Consider the following 15,694-nt stretch of genomic DNA (forward strand, 5'->3'; position numbering starts at 1 on the left):
GTGAACGAACACGACGAAGAGCGCAGCGTCGCGGTCATCGGCATGGGGTGCCGGTTTCCCGGGCACGTCGACACGCCGCAGGCGTTCTGGGACCTCCTTCGCGACGGTCGCGACGCGATCGGCCCGATCCCCCCGGACCGGATTGAGGTTGACCGGCTCTTTGACGGCGAACCCGCCATGCCGGGTCATATCATGTCGCGATACGGCGGCTATCTCGACCAGATCGACCATTTCGATGCCGGTTTCTTCCACGTCTCCCCGCGCGAAGCGGCACGGATGGACCCGCAGCAGCGGCTGATCCTGGAAACCGCCTGGGAGGCGATGGAGGACAGCGGCACTCCGGCAGATCGCCTCTCCGGCCGGCGGGTGGGCGTCTTCGTCGGGCAATGGCTGCATGATTTCGAGATGCGATTGCTCGCCGATCCCGAAATCACCGATTTCGAGATGACCATCGGCAGCGGGCGTTACACGATCGCCGGCCGCCTCTCGAACCTGCTGAACCTCCAGGGGCCCAGCCTGGTTCTCGACACCGCCTGCGCCTCGTCGCTGACGGCGGTGCATCTGGCAGTGCAGTCGCTGCGGACCGGCGAGTCCGCAATGGCCTTCGCGGGCGGAGTGAACGTCATCCTAAACCCGCATATCACCATCGGGTATTCGCAGGCTCGGATGATGGCGCCGGACGGGCACTGCAAGTTCGGCGACGCCGCTGCGGATGGCTATGTCCGCAGCGAGGGTGCTGGCATGATCCTGCTGAAACGCCTGAGCGACGCGCTGGCGGACGGCGACCGTATCCATGCGATCATCCGGGGCAGCGCGCTCAACAACGACGGCAATTCCAGCGGCAGTTTCGGTCGCCCCAGCCGTTTGGGCCAAGAGGCGTTGATTGCGGCCGCAGTCAAGGATGCCGGTGTCTTTCCCGCAAGCGTCGGCTATGTTGAGGCGCATGGCACCGGGACACGCACCGGCGACCCCGAGGAACTGGCCGCGCTGACGGCGGTACTGGGCCGGGACCGCGCCACGCCGCTTCGGGTCGGCTCGGTCAAGACCAATATCGGTCATACCGAGGGAGCCGCCGGGATCGCCGGGCTGATGAAGGCGGTGCTTGCGGTCAAGACCGGGGAAATCCCTGCTAGTCTGCATTTCCGGACACCTACCCCGGCCTTCGACTGGCCGGCGCATCCGGTCGAGGTCGCCGCCGAGACGACGCGATGGGACACGGCAGAGCGTATCGCGGGCATCAGCGGATTCGGCATCTCCGGGTCGAACGCCCATGTGATCGTCCAGTCCGCGCTTGTCCGCGAGGTCCGCGGGACCGAGGCCACTGTGCGCCACGCCCCCGTATTGCCGGTCTCGGCGGACAGCGAGTCGGCGCTGCGGGCGTTGGCTCTGCGCCACGCCGACCTTCTGGAGAGTCAGGGAGACATCCCGGTGGCGGACTGGTGCGCCGCCGCGGCCGACCGGCGCAGTGCACTCGGCTTTCGCGCCGCATTCCCGGTCGCCGACCGGTTCGCGCTCGTCGCCGCTCTGCGCGCCTTTGGCAATGGCGGCGCCCCGGCGTTATCGGGGCGTGCCCCGGCCCAAGGCGCACCCAGTATCGTGTTCGTGGCGCCGGGTCAGGGTGGCCAATGGGTCGGCATGGCCCGCCACTTCCTGGACCATACGCCCGCGTTCCGCGCCGCCATTACCGAATGCGAAACCGCCCTCGGCGCGCTGGTCGACTGGTCCCTAACCGAACAACTCCGCCTGGACAAGGACGCCGCGGGCTGGAAACTCGACAGAATCGAGGTGATCCAGCCGGTGCTCGCGGCGCTGGCCATCGGTTACGCGCGGCTCTGGATCTCGCTGGGCGTGCGGCCCACCTGCGTGATCGGCCACAGCATGGGTGAGGTCGCGGCGGCGGCGATATCCGGCAGGCTGAGCGTGGCAGACGCAATGCGCGTGGTGGTCAATCGCAGCGCCCTGATGGCGCGGACCAGCGGCCAAGGGGGCATGGCGCTGGTCGAACTCGTCGGCGCGGATCTCGACACGCGCCTGTCTCCCTTCACCGGTCGCTTGTCCGTCGCGGCGTATAACAGCCCCCGCTCCTGCGTGATCTCCGGCGATGCCGGGGCGCTCGACGATCTGCTGGCAGAGCTGGAACGCGACGGGATATTCTGCCGCCGGATTAACGTGGATGTCGCCTCGCACGGCCCGCAGATGGCTGCGCTGGCAGAACCGCTTGACGCCGCGCTGCGCGGGATCGCGCCGGTTGAGGCTGGGTTGCCGATGTTCTCGACGGTCACGGGAGCGGCGGTCGGCGACGTGCCGCTCGATGCTGGTTACTGGACGCGGAACCTGTGCGAACCCGTCCGCTTCGTCGATGCGGTCTCGGCCGCGCTCGACGCTGGCGCCTCCGCTTTTGTCGAGCTTGGCCCGAACCCGGTGCTGATGGCATCGGTCGAACAAATCCTTGCCGGCGCGGGACGGGACCCCGCCCTGGTGGTGAGCGAGCGGCGCGACCGGGCGGCCGACGAGGTGCTGGCCGAGGGCATTGCGCGGCTCTGGGTGTCTGGGGTCAAGGTCGACTGGGCGGCCTATGCGCCGCCTTCCAGCACCGACATCCCGCTGCCGTTCTATCCCTGGCAGCGAGAGCGACACTGGCACGAGGCGGCCGACCTGCGCCCCGGCGGCATGTCGGCACGGGCCCCGCAAATGCCGGAGGCAACGCGCGCCCTGCTGCACGAAATCCGCTGGACAGAGGCCCCGCAGAGCACCGTGCCGGCCTCTCCGGCACCCGGATCCTGGCTCCTGCTCGGAGACCCGCAGGTCTGCACCCCAATCGCGGAAGCGCTGTCCGCCCACGGCGCATCGGCGCGCATCGCCCCGCTGGATGCCGCGCGCGCGGCGATGGGCGACGCGGGGGACACCGCCAGTGTCCTGGTGGTCGCCCCGGACGCGGGCGCGGGCTTCCTGCCGGTTGCCATCGTGAAGGACCTGCGCGACAGCGGCCTGAGCCCCGACAGGCTCGTCTTCGTGACGCGGGGCGCGACTCTGGCTCGCGGCGACGCGCAGCCCGTCGTGGTGGACCAGGCCGCGCTGGTCGGTGCGGCCCGCGTGGTGGCGGAGGAACACCCCGAGCTTGCCATCCGCTTGATCGATGCCGAAGCTGGCCCACTGTCGGCAAACAGCGCCGCGGCGATCGCCGCTCAGGCGCTTGCCGCGGACGCAGAGCAGGAAATCGCGCTGCGTGGCAGCACCGCCCTGGTGCCCCGGATCGGCCCGATGGAGGGGCGCTCCACGCTGCGACCGGGCTTTGCGCTGCGCCCCGATGCCGCCTACCTGGTCACCGGTGGCCTCAGCGCGCTTGGCCTGCGGGCCGCGTCCTGCCTGGTCCGGGCCGGGGCGCGGCATGTCGTGCTGCTGTCACGCCGCCCCCTGCCGCCCCGCGCGGAATGGCGCCAGGCGATGAACGATCCAGAGACAGAGCGTCGGATCTCAGGGATCGTCGCGCTGGAGGCAGCCGGCGCCACAGTGGAAATCGCAACCGCCGACGTTTCGGACGAGACCGCGATGCGCGCTTTGCTGGCAGAGCGGGAGGCAGCCTTGCGCCCGTCAATCGGCGGGCTGGTCCACCTCGCCACCGCCTATGACACCCGGCTGGCTACGGAAATGGATCGGGAGTCCTACGCGCGATCGGTGATGACCAAGCTGGAGGGCGCGAGGACACTGGACCGCCTATTTCCAGAGCTCGACCTGTTTGTCCTCTACTCCTCGACGATGACCTTCGTGCCGCATCAGGGGCTCGCCGGGTACGCGGCGGCCAATTGCGGACTCGACGCGCTGGCCGCTGACCGCCGGGCGCGCGGCCAGCACGCGCTGAGCGTCGCTTGGGGTCCGTGGAACGCGCTGGGGCGCGCGGCGCTCGACCATGTCGCGGACGAGTTCGAGGCGCGAGGCGAGCTGTTTCTCGAACCCGAGGAAGGCGACGCGCTGCTGAGCCATCTGATATTCCGAGAGGTCGGGCCGACCGTCTCGTGCTTCAGGATGGACTGGGCGCGTTTCGCAGAAAGCCGCAGGGGCCGCGCGATGGATCTCTTCGCGGACCTCGTCGCACCCGGAAGCGGGTCGGCGGAGGATGCGACCGAGTTTTCGGCGCTGACCGGACGCCAACGCCGTAAAGCGGCAGAGCGGTTTGTGCCAGAGGCGGTGCGCCAAGTCCTGTCTCTGGGCGCGGGCGAGGTCGATCTCGACCGGCCGCTGGGGCATCTGGGTCTCAACTCGCTGATGGCCATCGAACTGCGCAACGCACTGGAGAAATCCGTCGGGCGGCCGCTGCCCGCGACGCTGGCCTGGAGCTATCCCACCGCCGGCGCGCTGATCGAGTACCTGGCTGCCGACGCAGCGGCCCAACCCGCCGCCCCCCCGGATACGGCCCCCGCCGCCGCCACGCCTGGCGACCTGGCCCAGGATCTGTCGAAAATGGCCGACATGAGCGACGAAGAGGCGCTGGCGGCGCTGATGGGGGGCGACCGATGAGCGGCAAGGACGAACATTCGGGCCGCGTCTCGGCGGTCAAGCTGGCGCTGATGGCCCGCACGGCGCGCGCGCAGGCCGGCCGCGCGCTGGCCGCCGACCCCATCGCCATCGTCGGGATGGGCTGTCGGGTGCCCGGCGGCGCCGACACGCCCGAGAGCTTCTGGTCCTTCTTGCTCGAAGAGCGCAACGTCACGCGGCCGGTTCCGGCCGACCGCTGGGACGCGGCGCGCTGGCATGCCGATGGCCCCGACACGCCCGGCCGCAGCACCGCCAATGCGGCGGCGTTCCTCGACCGGATCGACGGGTTCGACTCCGACTATTTCGGTATCCCAGCGCGCGAGGCCGATCAGATGGACCCCCAGCAGCGGCTGTTTCTCGAAGTGGCGACCGAATCCATTGAGAATGCCGGACTGCGCTTCGAGGACCTGCGCCGCAGCCGCACCGGGGTCTTCGCGGCGAGCTATCACAACGATTATGCACAGATGCTGTATCGCGATCCCGACGCGATGGACCAGCGGACACTGACCGGCACGCTGCACAGCGTTCTGGCGAACCGGGTTTCCTACCTGTTTGACCTGCGCGGCCCCAGCATCTCCATCGATACCGCCTGTTCGGCCTCTCTGGTCGCGGTGCACCAGGCCTGCCAGAGCCTGCGGACCGGCGAATGTGACCTCGCTCTGGCCGGGGGCGTGTCGGTGATGTTGGCGCCCGAACTGATGGTCTCCATGTCGCGATTGGGTTTTCTCGCGCCCGACGGGTGCTGCAAGACCTTCGATGCCAGCGCCGACGGATTCGGTCGCGGCGAAGGTGCCGGGGTGCTGACGTTGAAGCGGTTGTCGGACGCGCTGGCCGACCGTGACAGGGTCTGGGCGGTCATCCGCGGTTCGGCCGTCAACCAGGACGGAGAGTCGACGCTGCTGGCCGCGCCCAACGGGCAGGCGCAGGCGGCGTTGATCCGCGAGGCGGTGACTGCGGCGCAGATCGCGGTCGAGGACCTGGTCTATGTGGAAACCCACGGCACCGGCACCGCGCTTGGCGATCCGATCGAGGTCGGCGCGCTGGCCGAGACGGTGGGTGCCGCCGCGCCAGACCGGCCCGATTGCGTGCTGGGGGCGGTGAAGGCAAATATCGGCCACCTGGAGGCCGCCGCCGGGGTCGTCGGCATGATCAAGGCGGCACTGGTGCTTGCCCACCGGACCGTGCCCGCGCAACCCAACTTCCGCGCGCTGAACCCGCATATCGACCTTTCCGGCACTCGCCTCAAGATCGCCGATGCGCAACGCCCCCTGCCCGCCACCGCCGGTCCCCCGGTGGCCGGGGTCAGTTCCTTCGGGGTCGGCGGCACCAATGCGCATGTGCTGTTGGAGGCCGCGTCGGCGCAAACCGGCAGCTCCCCCGAGGCGGCGACCCGAAAGCCATGGATTCTGCCGCTCTCGGCCCGCTCGCCGGCGGCGCTGGAGGCAACGGCGCGGGATTGGGCGCGACTGCTTGCGGCCTCTGAGCCGCCGCTCGAGGACCTCTGTTTCACCGCTGCGACCCGGCGCAGCCACCATGCGCATCGCCTTGCCGTCACCGGCGCCGACCGCAAGGAGATGGCCGACCGGCTGGCGCAGAAGCTGCAGCAGGGACTGGCGCCTGAATCGCGCGGCAAGCTCTGTCTTGTGTTCTGCGGGCAGGGTCCGCAGCATCCCGGCATGGGGCTGGACCTGATCGAGGCCGAGCCCGGCTTTGCCCGCCATCTGGAGCGCTGCGACACCTTGATCCGCGCCGTTGCCGGGTGGTCTCTGCTGGAGGAACTGGCGACACCGGAGGCGCTGCACCGCACCTCGGTCGCGCAGCCCGCGCTTGTCGCCTTGCAGACCGGGCTGGCCGCGCTTCTGCGGGACTGGGGATATGTTCCGGACGTCGTGATCGGCCATAGCATCGGCGAGGTCGCCGCCTTTGAGGCGGCGGGACTGCTGTCGCTGGACGAGGCGTTGAGGATTGCCTGCCATCGCGGCCGCATCATGCAGGCCGCCGAAGGAACTGGCGGCATGGCCTCGGTTCCGATCGACGCCGCCACCGCGCGGGCGCTGGTGGCGCGCCACGACGGCGCGCTCAGCATCGGGGCGGTCAACGGACCGCGCGACATCGTGCTGTCCGGCGAGACCGGGGCGCTGGACGACGCCTTGGGCGCGCTGGAATCGCAAGGCGTCCAGCACCGCCGCCTGCCCGTCCGCTATGCCTTCCACAGCGACCGGATGGCCGGGTTCGACACGCAGCTGGTCTCGGCCCTTGGGCGGGTGGCGATCGACGGCCCGGCCCGGTCGCGTGTGCTGTCGACCGTCACCGGCGCCGAAGTCGCGCAGCCTGATGCCGGGCATTTCGCGCGCGGCATACGCTCCACCGTGCGCTTCGCCGAGGCCATCGCGGGCGCGGCCGAGGACGGCGCGGGCGTGTTCGTCGAGATCGGCCCGCACCCGGTGCTGGGCGCTTCGATCGCGGCCTGTCTCGAAGAGGCGGGCGGCAGCGCCGGAACCATCCTGCCGACCCTGCGCCGGGGGCAGCCCGCTGCCGCGCGCATGGCCGAGACCGCCGCGCGGCTCTTTGGATCGGGGCGCAACCCGGACTGGCAGGCGCTGCTGCCTGCAGGCGGGCGCGTCACCTCGCTGCCGCGTTACCCGTGGCAACACCGCCGCCACTGGCGCGAGGTTCAGAACGCGGCCACGCCAAGCGACGGGCACGTTACCGGGCACAACACCGGGCACCCCATGCTGGGCAACCGGCTCGACATAGCGGCGCAGGATCTTGTGGTGTTCGAGGGCGGACTTTCCGTGCGGACCGGCTGGCTGGCCGATCACCGGATCTTTGGTCGGGTCCTGATGCCCGGCGCTGCCGCGATGGAACTGCTGGCCGCAGCCGTGCAGACCCTGTCCGGTGCGGCGGCCTGCCTTGTCGATTTCGCCATGCTCGCCCCCCTGCCGATCCCCGAAGCCGCGGAAAGCGGGCTGCGCTGGCAGGTGATCGCTCAGGAACGCGACGGCACCTGGCGGCTGAAGCTGGTCGTTCCCTCCGAAGGCGCGGTCGGGGCGGGACGTGTCATCGCCGAGGCCCGCTCTGCCCCCGCCGAGGCGGTGGAGAGCGCCGCGACGGCAGTTGTGCCGGGACCTGCCGGTTCCGGACACGCCGTTCCGGACACACTCATCGCGGATCGCTTCCGCGAGGGCGGTGCAGAGTTCGGTCCGGCCTTCCGTCTGCTAAGGGACGTCCATGCACGGGACGGCATTGCCACTGGCCGGGTGTACCTGCCGGAGGGGTTGGATCAACAGGCGCATCTGCTGCATCCGGCCGCCCTCGACGCGGGCGTGCAACTAGCCGTTCTGGCTGCGGGCGAAGCGCGCGGCGGCACCTTACTGCCCGTGGGCGCGCAGAGCGTCCGGTTGCCGGGCGCGATGCCCCCAGGCGACCTGACCGCCACGGCGACGCTGAGGGCGCAGCCCGCCGACGGCCCGCTGATCGCGGATGTGGTGTTCGCGGCGGTCGATGGAACGGCCGCCGGGCAGATCACGGGATTGCGTTTGGCAGAGGCCGATGCGCGCGCGCTGGAAAACGCTACCGCGCAGCCCCCCCAGGTCTGCCGCGTGGTCTGGCGGGAACTCGCAAGGGGACAAGAGACCCAAGCGCCGGCATCTTGGCTGGTGATCGCGACCGAAAAGGCGGGCGAGCCGTTGGTTTGCGCCTTGCACGAACGAGGTACCCCGGCGCGGCGGGTCGATCCGGACGCGTCGGACGTCATGCTTGCAAAGGCGGTGGAAGAAACCACAGTTGTCGAAGGTCCGTGCCAGGTTCTCGAACTGCCGTGGACCGGGACGGATGGCGATCCCGAACAGGCCGTCGCCGCCGCGCTGCGACGGTTGCAGGTCTTTGTTTCCCACCCGTCGCCGCGCCTACGCCTTGCCCTCGCGACCCGAGGTGCCTGCGCCACCGGGGCGGAAACCGGGGGCGCGCGCATCTCCTGCGCCGAGGCGGCGTTGCAGGCGTTCTATGCCACCGCTTCGACAGAACATCCGGAATTGGGCATCAACCTCATCGACCTCGACCCCTCCGGCGAGATCGCGCCGAGACAACTGGCCGACGATCTTGCAGAGTGCCTGAGCCATGTCGGTCCGGCCCGCATCGCCTTGCGCGGCAAGGCGCGGCTCACCCCGGTGCTCGAGCCCGTGTCCCGCGACGCACCGCCCGGCCCGCGCGCGCTGCTTCGCGCGCCCGACGGCGGGATCGACGGGTTGTCGCTCGCGGCTAACGCCCCGCGCGCCCTGGCACCAGGCGAGGTGCGGGTCGCGGTGCGGGCAGCCGGGCTGAACTTCCGCGACGTGCTCTCTACGATGGGAATGCTGCCCGGCAAGCTGCCGCCGCTTGGTGTCGAGATGGCGGGCGAAGTGATCGAGACCACCGGCGATGCCGGTGGCCTGACCCCCGGAGACCGCGTGTTCGGCTATGCGCCCGGCGCCCTGGCCGAAGAGGTCATCGCACGGGTCGACATGCTCAAGCGGACGCCCGAGGGCATCTCGGACCCGATTGCGGCCGGCCTGACAGTGATTTTCGGGACGGCGCTTTATGGGTTGGACGATCTCGCCGGCCTGCGGGCGGGCGAGCGGGTGCTGATCCATGCCGGAACCGGCGGGGTCGGCATGGCCGCGATCCAGATCGCGCTGGCCCGTGGCGCCGAGGTCTACGCCACCGCTGGCACCGAGGGAAAGCGCGCGCTGCTGCGGGATATGGGGGTCGCGCGCGCGATGGATTCGCGGTCGACAGATTTCGAGTCCGGGATAGCCGAGGCGACCGGCGGCAAGGGAGTCGACGTGGTGCTGAACGCGCTGGCAGGGGAATTCATCCCGGCCAGCGTGCGATGCCTGTCGGCCACCGGCCGCTTCCTCGAACTGGGCAAACGCGACCTGATGCGTCCCGAAGATTTCGCCGCGTTGCGGCCCGACGCCACTTATCACGTCTACGACCTGGGACAGAGCACAGAACGGGACCCCGCGCTGATGTCCGGGCTTCTGGACAAGCTGCTGAACGGGCTGGCGGATGGCAGTCTGCACCCCGTGCCGACCAGGGCGTTCGGGCTGGATCGCAGCGGCGAGGCGATGCGCTTTATGGCCGCGGCGCAACATGTCGGAAAGATCGTGATCGGCATGCCGCCGCGTACGGCAGACGGGCTGCGGTCCGACGCCACTTACTGGATCACCGGCGGCCTTGGCGGGCTGGGCCTTTGCACGGCGCGTTGGCTGGCTGGGCGCGGGGCGCGGCATATCCTGTTGACCGGGCGTACGCCGCCCGGCGCGGCGGCCCGCGAGGCGATGGCCGAAATCGAAGCGATGGGGGTGAGCCTGCGAACGCTCCGCGCCGATGCGGGCGACGCGGCGGATACCGCGCGGGTGCTGGCCGAGACCGCGGAAACCATGCCGCCGCTGCGCGGAATCGTTCATGCGGCTGGGGCGCTGCGGGACGGGCCGGTCTCCACCCGGACGCCGGAGGACGTCGCGGCAGTGTTGGGGGGTAAGCTGGGTGGCGCGCTGACGCTCGACCGGTTGACCCGCGACCTGCCGCTAGATTTCTTCATTCTCTATTCCGCCGCCGCAAGCTTCCTCGGCGCACCGGGGCAGACTCTTTATACTGCGGCCAATGCCGGTCTCGACGCGCTGGCCCTGTCGCGCCACCGCGAGGGGCTGCCGGCGCTGTCCGTCGCCTGGGGCCGCTGGTCAGACGTGGGCATGGCGGCCCGGCTGGCGGAGGCGGGAAACGACGGGTGGCAGCGGCGCGGGTTGGGGGCAATCACGCCGGAGACCGGCTTTGCCCCGGTCGAAAACCTGCTCGCATCAGGGACGCCCGCCGCACTGGTGGCGGCTGTGGACTGGACCCGGCTGGTCGCCACAGCACCTGATGGGTTCGACACCGCCCCGCTTGCGGACCTGAACAGCGCCGCAGGCGCCACGGGGCCCGCAGAGACCCCGCGCCGCGCCGATCTGCGCGACCGGCTGGCCGGGCTTGCGTCGGACGACGCGGTCCGGACGCTGGGCGGTGCCATCTCGGACGCGGCCATCGACATTATCGGGCTGGCGCCGGGGGCAGAGATCGCGCTGGACCGCCCGATGAAGGAACTGGGGCTCGATTCGCTCATGGCGGTTGAACTGCGCAACGCGCTGGCGCGGCAAACGGCGCTCGACCTGTCGGCCACGTTGCTGTTCGATTACCCGACCTTGGCCCTGCTAACCGCCCACCTTGCCAAGCGGCTGGGGCTAGAGCTTGCGGCCGAAGGCGCCGGTGACGATGGCACGGACGATACCGACAACCTGTCAGGGGCCGATATTGAAGCCCTGCTGGAGGCCGAGTTGGCCTTGTCGGACCAGTACCGCAACGATACGCAAGGGGGACGCTCATGACAGCCGCAACGGACCAGATGAAGCGCGCCCTGCACGAGATCCGCCGCCTGCGCGGCGCGTTGGATCAGGCGACGCTGGACCGGGCGGAACGCAGCGCCATCGCCATCGTGGGCACCGGCCTGCGCCTGCCCGGCGGCATCTCCTCCCTGCCCCAACTGGAAGAAGCGTTGCGGGACGGCCGCAACCTGGTCACACCCGTACCGCCCGCGCGCTGGAACGGCGGTGACCTGCCGGGCGACATGACCAGCGCAGCGGGCTATGGTGCCTTCATCGAGGATGTCGACCTGTTCGATCCGGAGTTCTTCGGCATCTCGGGCGCCGAGGCCGCCAGCATGGACCCGCAGCAGCGCCTGCTGCTGGAAACCGGCTGGGAGGCGCTGGAGGATGCGGGCCACGCTCCCGACAGCTTTGCCGAGCGCGCGTTGGGCATCTTTATCGGCATGGCGAACAGCGATTACGGTCGGATGATGCTGTCCGACATCCCGGCGATCGATCCCTATTTCACCTCCGGGTCGTCCTTCTCGGTCGCGGCGGGGCGCCTGTCCTATTTCCTGGGCACGACCGGCCCGGCGATCACGGTGGACACGGCATGTTCGTCGTCGCTGGTCGCGCTGCACCTGGCGCGCCGGGCGCTGGTGGCGGGGGAATGCGACGTTGCGCTGGCCGGCGGCGTCAACCTGATGCTGTCGCCCGAGGTGCATGTGAATTTCGATCGCGCCGGGATGCTGGCGGGCGACGGGCGCTGCAAAACCTTCGACGCCGCCGCCGACGGCTATGTGCGCGGCGAAGGCTGCGTGGTGCTGGCGCTGCGCCGACTGGAGGACGCGCAGGCGGACGGCGACCGCATCCTGGCGGTGATCCGCGGAAGCGCGGTCAACCAGGACGGGCGCAGCAACGGTCTGACCGCGCCGAACGGGCGCGCGCAGGAGGTGCTGATCCGCGCCGCTCTGGAAGACGCGGGGCTGACACCCGGCGATGTCGGCTATGTCGAGGCGCACGGCACCGGCACCAGCCTCGGCGACCCGATCGAGATGGAAGCGCTAGGCCGGGCCTACGCGCGCGACCGGGCCGACGCGCCACCGCTTGTAGTGGGGTCGGTGAAGACCAATCTCGGCCATCTCGAATCCGCGGCGGGGGCGGCGGGCGTGCTCAAGACGCTGGTCGCGCTGCGCTCGGGCCGGATTCCGGCGCATCTGAACTTCGATACGCCCAACCCGTATATCGGCTGGCAGAACCTGCGGGTCCGCATCCCGACCGAAACGGAGGCCTGGCCCGACGGAACCGGTCGCTTTGCCGGGGTCAGTTCCTTTGGCTTCAGCGGTACCAATGCACACCTGATCCTCGGCCCGGCACCAGAGGCCCCGCGCGAGACGACTCCGGGCCTGCCGTGGCACCTGTTCACGATGTCGGCCAAAAGCGACGGGGCCCTGCAGGTGCTGGGCGGCAACATGGCAGAGGCGATGGCGGAGAGCGCGGAGGGCATCGCCGACATCTGCCACACCGTCAATGCGGGCCGGGCGCGGATGCCCTACCGGCTGTCCGTCGCCGTGCGTGACCGCGCGGAGCTGGCGCAGACGTTACGGGGCTTCGGCTCTGGCTTGGCCGATCCGGCGATCGCCACCGGCCTGGCCCAACCCGGTCAAAGGCCGAAGATCGGGTTTCTTTTCACCGGCCAAGGAGCGCAGCATCCCGGCATGGGGCGCGCGCTTTATGAGACACAGCCGGTCTACCGGCGCGCGATCGACGCCTGCGCCGAGGCGCTGGGGAACACCGTTCCAGGCGGACTGGTCGCCGCCCTGCACGACACCGGGGACGAATCGCGGATCCGGGCGCCGGGCATCGCCCAGCCGGCGCTTTTTGCGCTGGAATACGCGCTGGCGCGGCTGTGGATGTCGTTCGGGCTGAAACCAGACGCGGTCTGCGGTCACAGTCTTGGCGAATTCGCCGCCGCGACAATTGCCGGAATGATGCCGCTGGAGGATGCGCTGATGCTGGTGGCAGAACGCGGCCGGCTGACGGCGCAGGTCGCGGCCGAGGGCATGATGGCCGGCGTCTTTGCCCCGCGCGACGCGATCCAGCCGCTGCTGGACGACGTGGCGGGGGTCGGCATCGCCGCTTACAATACGCCGCGCAACCACGTGCTCAGCGGGCCAGAGCCGGCGCTGCGCCCGGTGCTCGACCGGCTAACGGCGCAGGGTTTCCGGGTGGAGCCGCTGCACATCGCCTTCGCGGCGCATTGCCCGCTGGTCGACCCGGTGCTGGAACAGTTCCGCGCTGCAGCGGGCCGGGTACGCCACACCGCGCCGCGCATCCCGCTAGTCTCCAACCTGACCGGCGATTTCGTGCCTGATGATGGCGTCGTGCCGGACCATTGGGCCAACCACCTGCGCCAGCCGGTGCGGTTCGCCGACGGCGTGGCGACCCTGCTGGAGGCCGGGATCACCCATTTCGTCGAGATCGGACCGCATCCCGTCCTGTCGGGAATGGCCGCCGAATGCGCCGAGCTTTCGGGCGTCGACCGGCCGCTGCACTTCCTCGCCTCGCTGCGCCGCAATGGCGAGGACGGGCGCGATCTTTGCGAAAGCCTCGGGCAGCTCTTTGTCGATGGCGCGGCGGTGAACCCGGATGCTCTGCAGACCCCGGGCACGGCCCGCCGGGTCGCCCTGCCGACCTATCCGTTCGAACGGGCGCGCCACTGGCATCCCAGCGCCCGCCCCGGCGCGGCAAGGATGCGGCAGGACCCGGAAAACCGCTGGGCCCGGTTCGGCGCGCGGCTGTCGCGGGAATGCGAACGCGGGCCGCTGGGCTTCGATGCGGCCGCCTGCCCCGGTGCCTGGACGGCGCTGGCCGATTTGACGCGGGCACGGATCGTGTCTCTGTTGCGCGACGCCGGCCTGTTCGGGGCCGAGGCCGACAGCGCCACGGTTCCCAAGGTCGTGGCGGAGCTGGGCGCCCTGCCCGACTTCGCGCCGCTGGTCGAACGCTGGCTGCTTGACCTCGCCGCCACCGGCACCTTGCGGCGCGACGGCGCGCGGTTCTCCGTGCCGGACGGCTTGGCCGATCCCGACCTGTCCGGCGCGCTGGCCCGCGCCGAGGCCGCACTGTCGGGCAATGCCCCGCTGATGGACTATGTGCGCCACTGTACCCGGATCGTCGGCGCGGTGATCCGTGGCGAGGTCAGCCCGCTGGAGACGCTGTTTCCCGATGGCGATTTTGCGCTCGCCCTTGGGCTTTACGAAGGCTCCGCGACGATGCGCTACATGAACGGCCTTGCGGCGGCGGCGGTCGAAGCCATCGCCGACAGTGCCGGCCCGGAATTGCGTGTGATCGAGGCCGGAGCGGGCACCGGCGGCACCACGGCGGCGGTGCTGGAGGCGCTGGCCGGGCGGTCGGTGCAGTATGTCTTTACCGATGTGTCGGACCTGTTCCTCGACCGGGCGCAGGCGCGGTTCAGCGACCGCGAGGGCATGGCGTTCGCGCGCCTCGACCTTGAAACTGCCCCGGCGGAGCAGGGCTTTGCGCGCGGCAGCTTTGACCTCGTTCTGGCATCGAATGCGGTGCATGCGGTGCGCAACCTGCCCGAGACCCTCGGCCATCTACGCGGCCTTCTGCGGCCCGGCGGAGTATTGGTCCTGATCGAATCCACCGAGCATTTCACCTATTTCAACATTACCACCGGCCTGATCGAAGGCTGGCGGCACGCCGAGGACACGCTGCGCAGCGACGACCTGGCCCTGATCGACGCGCCGACATGGACCGACGCGCTTACCGAGGCCGGGTTCGACAAGGCCGAGTCCTGGCCCCGCGCGGGCACCGCCGCCGACACGGTCGGTCAGCACCTGATCGTGGCGCGCGCGCCGCTGGCTGGGGTCCCGCAAGACGAGACCGCGACGACCAAGGTTCCCGCCTTCCAGGCCACCGCGCCGCAGGCAACGGATCCTGCGCTGGACGCGGCGATGGAGCGGATCGCCGGGGCGCTTCCGCGCGAACGTGCCCGCGCCATATCCGAGCTTGTGCGCATCCGGGTGATGCGCCTGCTGCGCCGCAATGCCGACCAGCCCCCGCTGGATCACGAGCGCCTGCTTGACCTCGGGCTCGACTCGCTGATGGCGGTGCAGTTGCGCAACACACTGGCGCAGGATCTTGGGCTGACGGAGGGGCTGCCGGCGACGCTGGTTTTCGATCACCCGACGATCATTGCGCTTGCGGCCTATCTCGATTCCATGTCGGCCCCGTCCGACGAGACCACGAAGGACAGCCTGCCGCCCCCGACACCGCGAGCCAACGGTCCGGTGGACGCCGGACGCGCGAAGGAAATCGAGGCGATGAGCGAGGAAGAAGTCGAAGCCTTGCTGCTGGAGCGGCTGAAACAATGAACACGCCCGACCCTGCCCTTGCCGCGAAACAAACGGAGCTCTCGCCGCTAAAACGCGCGCTGATCGCGCTGGAGGCGGCGGAGTCGCGGATCGCCGCGCTGGAACAGGCCGCAAAGGCGCCCATCGCCTTGGTCGGGATCGGTTGCCGGGTGCCGGGGGCAGACGGTCCCGACGCGTTCTGGCACCTGCTGGACAACGGCTGCGACGCCACCGGTCCGGTGCCCGAAAACCGCTGGGATCACGACAGTCTCTTTGATCCGGACCCGGACAGCGAGGGCCGTATCTCCACCCGCCGGGGCGGCTTCATCGACCATGTTGATGCCTTCGACGCGGGCCTGTTCGGCATTTCCCGTCGCGAGGCGCGTGGCATGGACCCGCAGC

General features: G+C 70.1%; 4 protein-coding genes (1 of these 4 cut by a window edge). All 4 read left to right on the forward strand.

The window, feature by feature from the left end; all coding sequences use genetic code 11:
- Tightly spaced (each overlapping or abutting the next), the 4 genes in view from ANTHELSMS3_RS16910 to ANTHELSMS3_RS16925 form a layout consistent with a single transcriptional unit that may run on beyond the window.
- Positions 1-4,515, forward strand: coding sequence for a type I polyketide synthase (locus tag ANTHELSMS3_RS16910; protein ID WP_094035899.1), 4,515 nt, complete (start codon positions 1-3; stop codon positions 4,513-4,515).
- Entirely contained in the window at positions 4,512-10,937 is a 6,426-nt protein-coding gene (locus ANTHELSMS3_RS16915; protein ID WP_094035900.1) for a type I polyketide synthase, read from the forward strand. The genes ANTHELSMS3_RS16910 and ANTHELSMS3_RS16915 overlap by 4 nt, the downstream gene beginning before the upstream one ends.
- The gene (locus tag ANTHELSMS3_RS16920) at positions 10,934-15,313 is read left to right on the forward strand and encodes a type I polyketide synthase (protein ID WP_094035901.1); all 4,380 of its coding nucleotides are present in this window, start codon (positions 10,934-10,936) and stop codon (positions 15,311-15,313) included. The genes ANTHELSMS3_RS16915 and ANTHELSMS3_RS16920 overlap by 4 nt, the downstream gene beginning before the upstream one ends.
- Positions 15,310-15,694, forward strand: partial view of a type I polyketide synthase gene (locus tag ANTHELSMS3_RS16925; RefSeq protein ID WP_094035902.1) — the beginning only. 7,112 nt of this gene lie beyond the right edge of the window; only the first 385 of its 7,497 coding nucleotides appear in the window; its start codon is at positions 15,310-15,312; the stop codon falls past the right edge of the window. The genes ANTHELSMS3_RS16920 and ANTHELSMS3_RS16925 overlap by 4 nt, the downstream gene beginning before the upstream one ends.

This window comes from Antarctobacter heliothermus (assembly GCF_002237555.1).
GTDB lineage: Bacteria > Pseudomonadota > Alphaproteobacteria > Rhodobacterales > Rhodobacteraceae > Antarctobacter > Antarctobacter heliothermus_B.